Source organism: Schauerella aestuarii, from assembly GCF_009866805.1.
In the GTDB taxonomy this organism is placed as follows: Bacteria; Pseudomonadota; Gammaproteobacteria; order Burkholderiales; family Burkholderiaceae_B; genus Schauerella; species Schauerella aestuarii.
In genome coordinates this window covers 855,785-869,079 of the sequence record NZ_SIZW01000041.1, presented here as the reverse complement: position 1 = coordinate 869,079, position 13,295 = coordinate 855,785, and the positions used below count along the sequence as shown (strand labels likewise).

The following is a 13,295-nucleotide window of genomic DNA, read 5'->3' as shown; positions in this document are numbered from 1 at the left end:
TCCAACGAAAGCCGCCATGATCGAATTCCAACACGTCTTCAAATCGTATGGCCGGGGACGCAACATCCTCGCCGATATCAACTTCCGTGTCGAAGCCGGTGAGTTCGTCTTCGTATCGGGCCCATCGGGCGCTGGCAAATCCACGCTGTTGAAGCTCATCGGCGGTCTGGAGCCGTCCAGCCGGGGTTCGGTGCAGGTCAACAACCAGCGGCTTGAAAAGATGACGGCCCGGGCGCGCCCTTACCTGCGGCGCGCCGTCGGGGTCATCCTTCAAGATACCCACTTGTTGTTCGATCGCACGGCGCTGGCCAATGTGATGCTGCCGCTGGCCGTCACCGGCAACCCCACCGCCACGGCCAGTGCACGTGCCCGCGCCGCGCTCGAGAAGGTCGGCTTGTCGGGCAAGGAAGATTTGAGTCCGATCGAATTGTCCGGCGGTGAACAGCAGCGTCTGGCGATCGCGCGCGCCATCGTCAACCGCCCCGCCATCCTGATCGCCGACGAGCCTACGGCCAACCTCGATCACGACACCGCCACGCGCATCATGAACGTGTTCCGCGACTTCAACCGGGTCGGTGTCACCCTGCTCATCGCCTCGCACGACCAGGAGCTCATGGCACGCTATGCCACGCGCACCCTGCGCATCGATAACGGCAAGTTCGCCGACTCGAAGGGAGCGCAAGCATGAATTCCTGGTTGCGCCAACACCGTTACGCCCTTGCCGTCACCTTGCGCCGGCTTGCCGGCCAGCCGTTTTCGTCGCTGTCCAATCTACTGGTCATGGGGCTGGCGCTGGCGTTGCCGCTGTTGGGCAGCGCCATCCTGATCTCGGTGCAGCCCGTGGCGCGCGAATTGTCCGTCACCCCCGAGCTCACCGTGTACATGCGGGTCGATGCCGCCCCCGGCGCGGCCGAACGCGTCGCCGCCCAGATCCGCGCCGAGCATGCGCAGCAGATCGAAGACGTTCGCGTGATCAAGCGCGAAGAGGCGCTCGCCGCGTTGCGCAACAACCCGGCGTGGTCGGCGTCCTTGGCGGTATTGCCCGAAAATCCGCTGCCCGATGCTGTTGTTGCCACGCTACGCACGGGCGACGATCTGGCCACGCGCGCCGATACGCTCGCGGCCACATGGCGCAAGCTGGATCAGGTCGACGTCGTGCAGCTCGACAGCGCCTGGGTGCAGCGTCTCGAAGCGTTGCTTCGCTTTGCCCGGATCGGGCTGCTGTTCCTGGCGGCTTGCGTGGCTGTCGTCGTGCTGGCCACCGTCTTCAACACCGTCCGCATGCAGGCGCTCTCGCAGCGCGAGGAGATCGCGGTCGCCCGATTGGTGGGCGCAACCGAATCGTTCGTGCGGCGTCCCTTCCTGTATCTGGGTGCCGTGACCGGTGCAGTGGCCGGGCTGGTGGCCATTGCGCTCGCCTCCATCCTGTTGCAACCCCTCAACAGTGCCCTGGTGGGATTGGCCCGTAGCTACGGCGCCACGTTCACGCTTCACATGCCCCCTGCTTCGCTGCTGATCCTGGCCGTCGTGGGCGCGGCAGCGCTGGGCGCCCTCTCGGCCCGCTGGTCAGTCACACGCAATACGCGGTTTTAACGTCGCTATTCCCCCAATGCAGCGCGAGAACTCCAGCTATATTGCTATCTCGCCTGCATTCGATCGGGAACTTCTTTCCGCGGCGCTACATTTTTTGGGTTTTTCCCCGTACCGCCATGCCCTTCCCCTCTGAAGACAAAGCTTCCCGTCACTACTTCGACAGCACCTTCAGGTGCAATGCGGTCAAGATTCTTCCCAACGAGTACTACGTCGCGGGTGACGACATCATGTTGTCGACCGTGCTGGGATCCTGTGTGGCCGCCTGTGTGAACGATCCGGTCGCGGGGATCGGTGGCATGAATCACTTCATGTTGCCAGATGGCGACACCACGTCGCCTGCGTCCTCCACGATGCGGTATGGCGCCTACGCCATGGAAATGCTCATCAACGAGATCCTCAAGGCGGGCGGCGTGCGCGAGCGGCTGCAGGCCAAGGTATTCGGCGGCGGCGCGGTATTGAGCGCCATGCAATACATGAACATCGGCGAACGCAATGCCGAATTCGTGCTGCGCTACCTCAAGCTCGAAGGCATTCCGGTGGTCGGCCAGGATCTGCGCGCCGACTACGCCCGGCGCATTCATTACTTTCCGAAGTCCGGCAAGGCGCTGATGCGAAAGATGGCGTCGTCGCAGCGGGCCGATGCCGTGGCTGCCCGCGAGCAGGCGGTGGTGCAATCGATGCGCGACACCAAACCGGCCAAGCCGCGGGTGGAGCGATTCGATACCGCCCCGTCCCGCCCGGCGAGCGGCACGGCGTCCTGGTTTACCGCCCCCAGCCGCTGAGCGTCGCCGGATAACCGGTCGGCGCTATCCGTGCGGAAGCGTCAGCCCGCCGAGACGCCCCCGCCGAGCTGACCCATCCATTCAACCCTCTCAGGCCGCCTTTTTCCCGTCAACCGGGGCCGAACGCGCAGCGAACTGCTGCAGCAGCATCGCGCGCCGCGCTTCGGCCTTCTCCATGGCCGCTTCCTTGACGTGCCCATAGCCGCGAATCTCTTCGGGCAAGGTGGCCAAAGCCACGGCAGCATCCAGGTTGCCCTGAGTAAGCTGTGGCAACAGGCCGGCAATCGTGTCGCGATAGGTCGAGATCAGCGCCCGCTCTGCCCGGCGCTCGGCGGTATAGCCGAACGGATCGAACGCGGTGTGGCGCAGAAAGCGCGCACGTGCGAGCCATTTGAAAGCGCGCAACATGCCTGGGCCATACGCCCGCTTGATCAAATGGCCCTCACTGTCGCGTTTGGAGAAGAGCGGCGGTGCCAGATGAAAGCGCAGTGACCACTCGCCTTCGAACATATCCTCGATACGCTTCAAGAACGCGCCGTCTGTATAGAGACGCGCCACCTCGTACTCGTCCTTGTACGCCATGAGCTTGAAGAGATAGCGGGCTGCCGCTTCGGCCAGACGCGTCGTGCCGGTGCTGCTGCGTTCGGCTTGAGCGATCCGATCGATATAGCTGCTGTACTCGCGCGCGTACGCCGCATTTTGATAGGCGGTGAGGAAGGCCACTCGCGGCGCCATCACTTCCTCGATGGCGACGGCCACCCGTTTGATATCCACGACCGGCGCCACATGGCGCTTCACTTCGCGCACGTCGAGGTCGTCCGCCCCAATGGGCGCAACGGTCGTATGCGGCGTGACCAGATCGTGGACGAACGCCGAATCGGCCGCCACGCGCCGGCCCCAGGCGAACGCCGAGAGATTGTTCTCGATCTGCGTGCCGTTGAGTTCGATGGCCCGCAACAAGGCGTCCAGTCCCAGCGGCAACCATCCTTTTTGGAACGCGTAGCCCATCATCAGGGGATTGGCATAGATCGCATCGCCCAACAATTTCACCGCCAGCGCGGCGGCATCGAGGGTATCCACACGACCCGGACCGCAGGCCGCCGCCAGATCTGCTTGCAGATCGCCGCCCGCCAGTCGCCAGTTGGGATTGGTGATGAACTCGGCGGTAGGCGCCACATCGCTATTGAGCAGCGCATGCGTGCGCCCCGGCCGCATGCGGGCAATCGCTTCCTGGCTCGTTCCCACGACGAGATCGCCGATCAATACCAGATCGGCCTCGCCCATGGCCACACGCGTATTGACGATCTCCTCAGGCGACGCCACCAGCACGACGTGCGAATACACCGCACCGCCCTTTTGCGCCAGACCCGCCATATCCAGTACCGAGCAGCCCTTGCCTTCGAGGTGCGCGGCCATACCGAGCAGTTGCCCGATAGTGACAACACCTGTGCCACCCACGCCCGCCACAAACACCCCATAGGGCTGTGCGAGCCCCGCAGTCGCAGGCAAGGGCAGGCCCGCGTCCGGTGATTTGTCTTGCGCCAGCGCCTTCGGACGGCGCAGCTTGCCGCCTTCCACCGTGACGAAACTGGGACAGAAGCCTTTCAAACAGGAGTAGTCTTTATTGCAGCTCGACTGATTGATCGTGCGCTTGCGGCCAAATGGCGTTTCGAGCGGCTCGACCGACAAGCAATGCGACTTCTCGGAGCAATCTCCACAGCCTTCGCACACGCGTTCATTGATGACCACGCGCTTGGCGGGATCGGGATACGAGCCGCGTTTACGGCGCCGGCGCTTCTCGGTCGCACAGGTTTGGTCGTAGATCAGAATCGACACGCCCACGTGCGTGCGGAGATCGCGCATCACTTCATCGAGCTTGTCGCGGTGGATCACCGGTACGCCGGGCGCCAGTTCACCCTTCAACCCCTCATATTTTTCGGGCTCATCCGTCACGATGACGATTTTCTCGATGCCTTCGGCTGCCACTTGCCGCGTAATCATCGGCACGCTGATCGGCCCGTCGACCGGTTGCCCGCCCGTCATGGCCACAGCGTCATTGAACAGAATCTTGTAGGTAATGGGAACCTTGGCCGCCACCGCCGCCCGAATGGCGAGCAATCCGGAGTGATAGTAGGTGCCATCGCCCAGATTGGCGAACACATGCGGCTCTTCGGTAAAAGCGGATTGACCGAGCCACGGCACGCCTTCGCCGCCCATTTGCGTAAATACCTGCGTGTTGCGCCCCATCCACGTCACCATGTAATGGCAGCCAATGCCCGCCATGCCACGCGAGCCCTCCGGCAAACGCGTCGAGGTGTTGTGCGGACAGCCCGAACAGAACCACGGCTTGCGCTCGGCCACCACACGGGGGCGGGCAAGCGCCGTGTCGCGCGCATCCAGAAAGGCCAGGCGGGCCTCGATGCCGGCACGCACCTCATCCGGCAACTCGAACTTCAGCAGCCGCGCCGCTACGGCACGTGCCACCATGGCAGGTGAGAATTCGTAGTGCGCCGGCAACAGCCAATTGCCCTGCGGCACCGACCATTCACCACCGTCCTTATCGCCGAATTTACCCACTACGCGCGGGATCTTTTTGCCCGTGCCAATCCAGCTGAACAATTCTTCCTTGAGTTGATACTCAAGCACCTGCCGCTTTTCTTCGACCACCAGGATCTCGTCCAGGCCCTCGGCAAACGTTTGCGTGGCGGTCGCTTCAAGCGGCCACACCATTCCCACCTTGAAAAGCCGTACACCGATGGTGCGGCAGATTTCATCCGTAAGCCCCAGGTCGGTCAGCGCCTGGCGGGTATCCAGATAAGCTTTGCCGGAGGTCATGATGCCGAATCGGGCCTGATCGGCGGGCACGTCCCACAACTGGCGGTTGAGCCCATTGGCACGCGCATAGGCCAGCGCCGCATAGAGCTTGTAGTCGAGCAGCCGTGCCTCCTGCTGCAGCGGCGTGTCGGGAATGCGAATATTCAGCCCTTCCGCAGGCAAGTGAAAATCTTCGGGTAGATTGATCTTCACCCGATGCGGGTCCACATCGACCGACGCCGACACTTCAACGATGTCGGTAATGCACTTCATCCCCACCCAAACGCCCGCATAGCGGCTCATGGCCCAACCGTGCAAACCGTAATCGAGCACTTCCTGCACGCTCGACGGAAACAGCACCGGAATCATGCAGGCTTTGAGGATGTGATCGCTTTGGTGCGGCAGCGTGGACGACTTGGCGGGATGATCGTCGCCCGCCACGACCAGCACGCCACCCAGTGGCGAGGTGCCGGCGGCATTCGCGTGCTTGAACACATCGCCGCAGCGGTCCACCCCGGGACCTTTGCCGTACCACATGCCGAAAACGCCGTCGTATTTGGCGCCGGGAAACAGGTTGACCTGCTGCGAACCCCAGACGGCGGTCGCGGCCAGGTCTTCATTGATGCCGGGCTGAAATTCCACATGATGCGACTTGAGGTGCTTGGCCGCTTTCCACATGTTCTGGTCGACGCCGCCCAAAGGCGAACCCCGATAACCGGACACGAAGCCCGCGGTATTGTGACCCGCGTCGAGATCGCGCACGCGTTGCATCATGGGCAGGCGCACGAGTGCATGGATGCCGCTCATCCAGGCGCGGCCTTGGTCGAGCGTATAGCGGTCGTCGAGGGTTACAGCAGATAGCGCCGTGCGTTGCGCCGGCGTGATGGGGGCATTCATTTGTCTACTCCGTGGGTGCGGGATGCCGAGTCTCGGCACCCACCACCGCTCTTGTGAAGCAAGGTGTCGTGTGAGACCCAAGCGCTACTACGTTTATGACTACGTTTGCCTATGGTTTTAACCGCCACACCGCGATGCCGCAATAGGGCGATGCCAGCACCGATCCTGCGATAATTGCGTATGGACTTCGCCTCTCGCATCGTGGCCTGGCAAATTGCGCATGGCCGGCACGATCTTCCCTGGCAGCGCACCCGCGACCCGTATCGCATCTGGCTGTCGGAAATCATGCTGCAGCAAACGCAGGTCGCCACGGTGATCGGCTACTACGCACGCTTTCTGGAACGCTTTCCGGATGTAGCCTCGCTGGCTGCGGCCAGCCAGGACGAGGTGATGCCGTACTGGGCGGGGCTGGGCTACTACGCCCGCGCGCGCAACCTGCACCGCTGCGCACAGGAGATCGTCGCCCGATTCGATGGCGCCTTTCCGCAAAGCGCCGAAACGATCGCCACCCTGCCCGGCATCGGTCCGTCAACGGCGGCTGCGATCGCCGCGTTCTCGTTTGGCGAGCGCTCACCCATCATGGACGGCAACGTCAAACGGGTGTTTACGCGACACTTCGGGATCGAAGGCGACCCGGCCAAACGCGACGTCGAACAAAAGCTGTGGCAACTCGCGCGCGAGCAGGTCCATGCGCACGACGACACCCTGGATATGGTGGGCTACACGCAGGGGCTGATGGATATGGGGGCCACGCTGTGCACCCGCCGCTCGCCCACCTGTGAGCGCTGCCCTGTGGCGGACACCTGTACGGCCAAACGCGAGGGCCGCCAGGCGTCGCTGCCCACCCCCAAAACGCGGCGCGCGGTGCCCGAACGCAGTACCAGCATGCTGATCCTGGAGCACGACGGGGCCGTGCTATTGATCCAACGCCCGCAAACCGGGATCTGGGGCGGGCTGTGGAGCCTGCCCGAATGTGCAGCCGAGGCCGAACCCATTGCCGCCGCGCACGCGCTGGGACTGACCGGCCGCCAGGCCTATGCCCTGGCGGCGTTCGTGCACACGTTCACGCACTACCGGCTGCATGTGCGTCCGTGGTTCATTCCGGTGACGGCACCCACGGCGGCACCTTCTCACGGCGGCGCACAGCAGGTGTGGGTGAGCGCGCGCGATCTCGACAAGTATGGATTGCCCGCGCCGGTGAAGAAGCTGCTGGAAGGGATGTTCGAAGCGGGCATGGATCGCGACTTCGCACTGTCGCATTCCAATTGAAGAAACGAGCGGCTGTGCTCAGCTCACGTTGGCGCCAGGGCTGTGCTCAGCTCGCCTTGGGGCCACGGTAGCGGCCGATGCTCATCAAAATCCCGCACGCCACGCCCATGGTGAGCAAGGCGGTGCCGCCATAGCTCATGAACGGCAACGGTACCCCCACCACCGGCAGCACGCCGGTAACCATCCCGACGTTCACGAACACATAGATGAAGAACATCATCGTCAACGCGCCCGCCAGCAGGCGGCCGAACTGGGTGGCCGATCGCGCGGCGATCGTGAGCCCGCGCGCGATGAGCAGGCCATACAGAATCAGCAGCAACACGCCGCCGTAAAAGCCGAACTCCTCGGCATACACGGCAAAAATGAAGTCGGTGGTGCGTTCAGGGATGAAGTCCAGATGGGTTTGGGTACCGCGCATATATCCCTTGCCGTACAGCCCGCCGGAACCCACCGCGATCATCGATTGAATCGTGTGAAACCCTTTGCCCAAAGGATCGGAACTCGGATTGAGCAGCGTGCACACGCGATGCTTTTGATAGTCGTGCAACACCACCCAATCCACATCGGGCAGGCAGAGCTGATCTTCGTAATACACCAACGTGCTCACGCCGATGATGCCCACCGTAATCAGCGGCACCAGCAGCTTGAACGACAGACCCGCAAAGTAAATCACGCAAAACCCGGCGCCGAACACCAGCAAGGCGGTGCCCAGGTCGGGCTGCTTGACGATCAACGCGAAGGGTATGCAGAGCAACGCACCGGCTGCGAAAAAATCCCGCACGCGCACCTGACCGTCGTGCCGCTGAAAATACCAGGCAAGCATCAACGGCACCGAAATCTTCAACATCTCGGACGGCTGAATGCGTGTGATGCCCAGGTTGAGCCAGCGCGTGGCACCTTTGCTGGTTTCGCCGAAAAATTCCACGCCCAGCAGCAGCACCACGCCGATCACATACAACGGCACCGCCGCCTTCATCAGCAGGCGCGGCGGCGCGAGTGCGACCACCCACATGCATGCGAAGGCAATCATGAAGTTGCGCGATTGCTCGGCGAACCGCCAATCGGTGCTGCCCACGGCCGAGTGCATCACGGTCAGGCCCAGCGTAGCGAACATCAGCAGGATGAAGAGCAGCGGCCAGTCGAAAGCCGTCAGCACGCGCAGCAGGATGAGGCCAAGACGCTTCATGGGGTATCGGGAGGCAAAATCGTGGCGGTCGGCATACCGATCGCCCGATACGACAAACTATTGGTCGGCGGCAACGCCACCGTCGGCGCGACACGCGTATCGAACGGCGGAGGCGGAAATGGCCCGCGCAACAGCGGATGCCCATTGAACGGCAGATACGATTCCGCCGATTCATCGGTGGCGCCCGTGGGCACCAGCGGCAACGCCGGGGCAGGCGGCACCAGGGGCTGCGACGGCGCGCCGGGCGCATCGGTGCCGATATCGACCACGTCGCCCTCTTCCTCCACGCCCTCTTCAGGATCGGGATTGGCCGGACCATCCGGAATCTTGTGCAGCAGCCAGTAGTCGAACACCTGGCGTGCAACGGGCGCGGCCACGCTGGCGCCCCAACCGGCGTTTTCAACGATCAGCGCCACGGCGATCTTCGGCTTGTCGGCCGGTGCGAAACCCATGAACAACGCGTGATCGCGCAGGCGTTCGTCGATCGACGACGCACTGTACTTCGCACCGCGCAGGCTATACACCTGCGCGGTGCCTGTCTTGCCGGCCGCCTGATAAGGCGTGCCCGCAAACGCCCGCCGCGCCGTGCCGACGCGCACCACATCGGCCAAGGCCGACTTCACGACGTCGATGTTCTGCTGCTTCAAGGGGATCTGGTATGAGCCTGGAATGACGTCGTCTTCGCGGCCATTGCGCGTATCTTTCTTGGCCGCCACGATGTGGGGCTTCAGATACAGGCCGTTGTTGGCAAGCGTGGAAGTGGCTTGCGCCAGCTGCAGCAACGTGAACGAGTTGTAGCCCTGGCCCACCGCGACCGAAATCGTTTCGCCCGCATACCATTGCTGCTGTTCGCGTTTTTTATACGCGCGGCGTTTCCATTCGGTCGAAGGCAACACACCAGCCCGCTCGCCTTCCAGATCGATACCGGTCAATTGCCCGAAGCCGAACTGCTTCGAGAAATCGTGCAATGCGTTGACGCCGATTTCCGGGCCCAACGAATAGAAATACGTGTCCGAAGACACTACCAGCGCCTTGTGCATGTCGGTCGACCCATAGGCCGCGCTGCCCGCGTTGCGGAAGCGTTGACCGCCGAACTCGAAGTAACCGGGATCGGACACCCGCTGCGAAGCCGAGCGTTTGCCCAGCTCCAGCGCCGCCAGCGCCACAAACGGCTTGTACGTCGAACCGATCGGATAAGTGCCGTACAACGGCCGATTGATGAGCGGATGATCGGGCGACTCGTTCAGTCCGCGCCAGCTTTCCACATCGATGCCGTCGATGAACAGATTGGGATCGAACGACGGCTGCGACACGAAGGCGAGGATCTGCCCCGTGGCCGGCTCGATCGCCACCAGCGCGCCACGGCGATTCCCGAATGCGTTCTCGGCCACACGTTGCAAGCCCATGTCCAGCGACAACTTGATATCGGCGCCCGGCACGGGATCGACCCGGCGCAACGCGCGCACGGGGCGGCCCGCCGCATTGACTTCCACTTCGTCCAGACCGGTCTGGCCGTGCAAGACCGCTTCCCAGGTCTTCTCGACGCCTTTCTTGCCGATCACATCGGTGCCGCGATAATTGCCGAGCTGGCCGGCCTCTTCGAGATTTTCGACGTCGTTCTCGGCGATGCGCCCGATATATCCGACGACGTGACCGGCCACCTGCCCGAACGGATATTCGCGCACCCAGCGGGCGCGCAATTCAACACCCGGAAATTCGAAGGCGTGCGCCGAAAACCACGCCGCCTCGGTATCGTTCAGGTTATTGCGCAACATCAGGCTGGCGTAGCGGCTCGATTCGCCCACGCGGCGTTTGAAGCGGCGCTGATCCGCCGGGCTCACATACACAAGCGGCATCAAGCGCTCGAACAGCGCATCCAGATTGCCCGCCTTGGCCGGCACGACTTCAAGCGTATAGGTGCGGTAGTTGCGCGCCAGCACGGCACCGTTGCGATCGAGAATCTGACCGCGGCGCGGCGGGATCGGCACCACCGAAATCCGGTTGCGATCGGCCCGCTCGGAAAATCCCTCGTAGCGGTCAACCTGCAAATACCAGAACCGTCCGCCCAACGCGAGAAAGAAGGCGAGTGCGAAGGCACCGCCCACCCAGGCGCGAAAGCGAAAGCGCTGCTTCTGCTGCTGGCCGGTTTTTTTGAATTCGAACATGAATCAGGAAGACGCGGGTTCGCCGTCGTCCGCACCACGGGTAGGCAGATGCAACACCCATCCGACCACGGGAAAAATCGCGGCCGTGAGCGCAGCGCCCAAGCCCCATTGCCAGCCGGGCCAGGCGCCTGCCAGCCACGCGTGAATCACGACGGTAAGCAATTCGGCCACGATGAACACCGGCAGCATATGGATGGCCTGGCTGAGCAAATCGAAGCGCTGCAAACGACGATGCAGCACGATCGCCCCGTATGCCACCAAGGTGTACGCCAAGGCGTGTTCGCCGAGCAAACCCGCGTCATGCACATCCATCAGGATGCCGAAGACGAATGCGGTAAACATGCCGATGCGCGACGGCTCGTGAATGCACCAGAACGCAATCACGACCAGCAGCAGATCGGGTGAGCCCGGCCAGAGCCGCCAGGGCAGGAGCGACACCAGCCAGGCCACGATGACCGTGCCCCACATGAATGCCGTATGCGCCGGACGCGCGACGCGTTCGGGCTCGACGATGCGGCGCGCCGCCAGCGCGCTCGCTTGATTGGCCTTATTGCTTTTCACCGGCCTGTGCCTCGTCACGGTTCATATTCGCGCCCGCTGTATCCACTTGCAGCACCAGAAAGTGCCGGTAACGCTCGGGATGCGCCAGCGGCTGAACCACCGCGCGCGCAAAACCGGATGCCGTATCGCGCTCGACCGAATCGACTTTGGCCACCGGCAATCCGGCAGGAAACAAGCCGCCGACGCCGCTGGTGACAATCGTGTCGCCTTGACGGATATCCGCATTGGCTGCCAGATAGCGTACTTCCATTTCGCCTGCGGAGTCGCCGCCGAACGCGATCAAGCGCAGCCCGTTGCGCAAAATCTGCACCGGGATGGAAACCTGCTCGTCGGTCACCAGGGCGGCTTCGGCCGTCATCGGCGTCACGCGGATGATCTGCCCGACCACCCCGCCTTCGTCGATCACGGGCATGCCTGGGGCGATGCCGGCGTTACTGCCTTTGTTGAACACCAGACGCTGATTGAAGGAATTGGGCGGCTCGTAGAGCACCTCGACCACCACGGCGGACTGGGCGGTGGTATCGGAAATGCCCAGCAGACGACGCAACTGCGCGTTTTCTGCGGCCAGTTGGGCAGCATGCGAGGCCACCTGCGAGAGCTCGATGCGCTGCCTTTGCAACGCCTCGTTCTCGTTGCGGATCAGGCTCGCGGCGTTCATCCATTCGTAGACGGTTTGTACGCCATCGCGCGGCAGCAATACCACCCGTTGAAAGGGATAGAGCGCAACGGCCACGGCCTGACGAACGGGATCGAGCACGCGAATGCGTGCATCGGTGATCAAAAGCGCCAAAGCGACCAGGGCCAGCACCAACAGCCGCACTTCGGCCGAAGGGCCGTGCCGAAAAAGTCGCGGAGTCCCGTGATGTCTTGCCATGAATACTCAATGCAAGCGCCGCGCGCACCAAACCATCGAAACCGGTCGGTGCCCGCGTCCGAGGACGCCGGCAAAAGCCCGCGCCGGTCAGTCGTTGATGAAAATCGCGCCGAGCTTTTCGAGATGCTCGAGCGCCTCGCCGCAGCCGCGCACCACGCACGTCAGCGGATCGTCGGCAACAACGACGGGGAGACCCGTTTCTTCTTGCAGCAGGCGATCGAGGTCGCGCAACAGCGCGCCCCCGCCGGTGAGGGCAATGCCCTTATCGGTGATATCCGCCCCGAGTTCGGGCGGCGTTTGTTCGAGCGCGATCTTGACCGCAGACACGATCTGGTTGAGCGGATCGGTCAGCGACTCCAGGATCTCGTTGGACGAGACCGTGAAGCTGCGGGGAACGCCCTCGGCCAGATTGCGGCCCTTGACCTCGATTTCGCGGACTTCCGACCCCGGGAATGCGGAGCCGATCTGCTTCTTGATCAATTCGGCGGTAGGTTCGCCGATCAACATGCCGTAATTGCGACGGATGTAGTTGACGATGGCCTCGTCGAACTTATCGCCGCCCACGCGCACGGAACCCTTGTAGACCATGCCGCCGAGCGAAATGATGGCGACTTCAGTGGTACCGCCACCGATATCGACCACCATGGAGCCGCTGGCGTCGGACACAGCCAGCCCGGCACCGATGGCGGCTGCCATCGGCTCTTCGATCAGATATACGTGCGAGGCACCTGCGCCCAACGCGGATTCGCGAATGGCACGGCGCTCGACCTGGGTCGAGCCGCAGGGCACGCAGACGATGATCCGCGGGCTCGGTGCGAACATGCTGCGGGGATGCACCATGCGTATGAATTGCTTGAGCATTTGCTCGGTGACCGTGAAGTCGGCGATAACGCCATCCTTCATCGGCCTGATGGCTTCGATATTGCCTGGAACCCGGCCCAACATTTGCTTGGCCTCGCGACCGACGGCTTGAATGATCTTCTTGCCGTGCGGACCGCCTTCGTGCCGAATGGCGACGACGGACGGTTCATCCAGGACGATGCCTTTGCCACGAACATAAATAAGCGTGTTGGCGGTCCCGAGGTCGATCGCCATATCGCTGGAAAAGTAACTACGCAGAAATCCGAACATGGGAGCTCAGCTCGATTCGATGT

10 protein-coding genes are annotated in these 13,295 nt (G+C 62.9%); 4 read left to right on the top strand and 6 right to left on the bottom strand.

Annotated features, from left to right (window positions below):
- Nucleotides 1-16: 16 nt before the first annotated feature.
- The 3 genes from EYW45_RS14955 (at nucleotide 17) to cheD (ending at nucleotide 2,375) form a co-directional block, all read left to right on the top strand.
- Nucleotides 17-688, top strand: a complete 672-nt coding sequence (locus EYW45_RS14955; protein ID WP_161136173.1) for a cell division ATP-binding protein FtsE — start codon at nucleotides 17-19, stop codon at nucleotides 686-688.
- Nucleotides 685-1,593, top strand: coding sequence for a cell division protein FtsX (locus EYW45_RS14950; protein WP_161136172.1), 909 nt, complete (start codon nucleotides 685-687; stop codon nucleotides 1,591-1,593). Before EYW45_RS14955 ends, EYW45_RS14950 begins: the two co-directional genes overlap by 4 nt.
- A 116-nt stretch (nucleotides 1,594-1,709) precedes the next feature.
- Complete coding sequence (gene cheD / locus EYW45_RS14945; protein WP_161136171.1) at nucleotides 1,710-2,375, top strand: chemoreceptor glutamine deamidase CheD; 666 nt, start codon at nucleotides 1,710-1,712, stop codon at nucleotides 2,373-2,375.
- A gap of 90 nt (nucleotides 2,376-2,465) precedes the next feature.
- Here cheD and EYW45_RS14940 read toward each other — a convergent pair whose 3' ends face one another.
- Nucleotides 2,466-6,086, bottom strand: coding sequence for an indolepyruvate ferredoxin oxidoreductase family protein (locus EYW45_RS14940; RefSeq protein ID WP_161136170.1), 3,621 nt, complete (start codon nucleotides 6,084-6,086; stop codon nucleotides 2,466-2,468).
- Nucleotides 6,087-6,266: 180 nt separating this feature from the next.
- Here EYW45_RS14940 and mutY point away from each other — a divergent pair, with 180 nt between their 5' ends.
- Nucleotides 6,267-7,355: an A/G-specific adenine glycosylase gene (mutY, locus tag EYW45_RS14935; protein WP_161136169.1), complete on the top strand. Its 1,089-nt coding sequence runs from the start codon at nucleotides 6,267-6,269 to the stop codon at nucleotides 7,353-7,355.
- A gap of 46 nt (nucleotides 7,356-7,401) precedes the next feature.
- On the opposite strand, the gene rodA is transcribed toward mutY, so the two are convergent.
- The 5 genes from rodA to EYW45_RS14910 all read right to left on the bottom strand — a co-directional run bounded on the left by rodA (nucleotide 7,402) and on the right by EYW45_RS14910 (nucleotide 13,272).
- Complete coding sequence (gene rodA, locus EYW45_RS14930) at nucleotides 7,402-8,541, bottom strand: rod shape-determining protein RodA (protein WP_161136168.1); 1,140 nt, start codon at nucleotides 8,539-8,541, stop codon at nucleotides 7,402-7,404.
- Nucleotides 8,538-10,706: a penicillin-binding protein 2 gene (mrdA, locus tag EYW45_RS14925; RefSeq protein WP_161136167.1), complete on the bottom strand. Its 2,169-nt coding sequence runs from the start codon at nucleotides 10,704-10,706 to the stop codon at nucleotides 8,538-8,540. The genes rodA and mrdA overlap by 4 nt, the downstream gene beginning before the upstream one ends.
- 3 nt (nucleotides 10,707-10,709) lie before the next feature.
- On the bottom strand, nucleotides 10,710-11,174 hold the full coding sequence (gene mreD / locus EYW45_RS14920; RefSeq protein WP_161136276.1) for a rod shape-determining protein MreD: 465 nt from the start codon (nucleotides 11,172-11,174) through the stop codon (nucleotides 10,710-10,712).
- Nucleotides 11,175-11,253: 79 nt separating this feature from the next.
- Nucleotides 11,254-12,141, bottom strand: a complete 888-nt coding sequence (gene mreC, locus EYW45_RS14915; RefSeq protein WP_161136166.1) for a rod shape-determining protein MreC — start codon at nucleotides 12,139-12,141, stop codon at nucleotides 11,254-11,256.
- An 87-nt stretch (nucleotides 12,142-12,228) separates the two neighbouring features.
- Entirely contained in the window at nucleotides 12,229-13,272 is a 1,044-nt protein-coding gene (locus tag EYW45_RS14910; protein WP_161136165.1) for a rod shape-determining protein, read from the bottom strand.
- Between the last annotated feature and the right edge of the window lie 23 nt (nucleotides 13,273-13,295).

Excerpts from the sequence above, each read along its gene's own strand:
- mrdA (WP_161136167.1), bottom strand. The coding sequence starts at position 10,706 with ATGTTCGAATTCAAAAAAACCGGCCAGCAGCAGAAGCAGCGCTTTCGC.
- mreD (WP_161136276.1), bottom strand. The coding sequence starts at position 11,174 with ATGTGGGGCACGGTCATCGTGGCCTGGCTGGTGTCGCTCCTGCCCTGG.
- mutY (WP_161136169.1), top strand. The coding sequence starts at position 6,267 with ATGGACTTCGCCTCTCGCATCGTGGCCTGGCAAATTGCGCATGGCCGG.
- EYW45_RS14910 (WP_161136165.1), bottom strand. The coding sequence starts at position 13,272 with ATGTTCGGATTTCTGCGTAGTTACTTTTCCAGCGATATGGCGATCGAC.
- EYW45_RS14950 (WP_161136172.1), top strand. The coding sequence starts at position 685 with ATGAATTCCTGGTTGCGCCAACACCGTTACGCCCTTGCCGTCACCTTG.
- cheD (WP_161136171.1), top strand. The coding sequence starts at position 1,710 with ATGCCCTTCCCCTCTGAAGACAAAGCTTCCCGTCACTACTTCGACAGC.
- EYW45_RS14940 (WP_161136170.1), bottom strand. The coding sequence starts at position 6,086 with ATGAATGCCCCCATCACGCCGGCGCAACGCACGGCGCTATCTGCTGTA.
- mreC (WP_161136166.1), bottom strand. The coding sequence starts at position 12,141 with ATGGCAAGACATCACGGGACTCCGCGACTTTTTCGGCACGGCCCTTCG.
- EYW45_RS14955 (WP_161136173.1), top strand. The coding sequence starts at position 17 with ATGATCGAATTCCAACACGTCTTCAAATCGTATGGCCGGGGACGCAAC.
- rodA (WP_161136168.1), bottom strand. The coding sequence starts at position 8,541 with ATGAAGCGTCTTGGCCTCATCCTGCTGCGCGTGCTGACGGCTTTCGAC.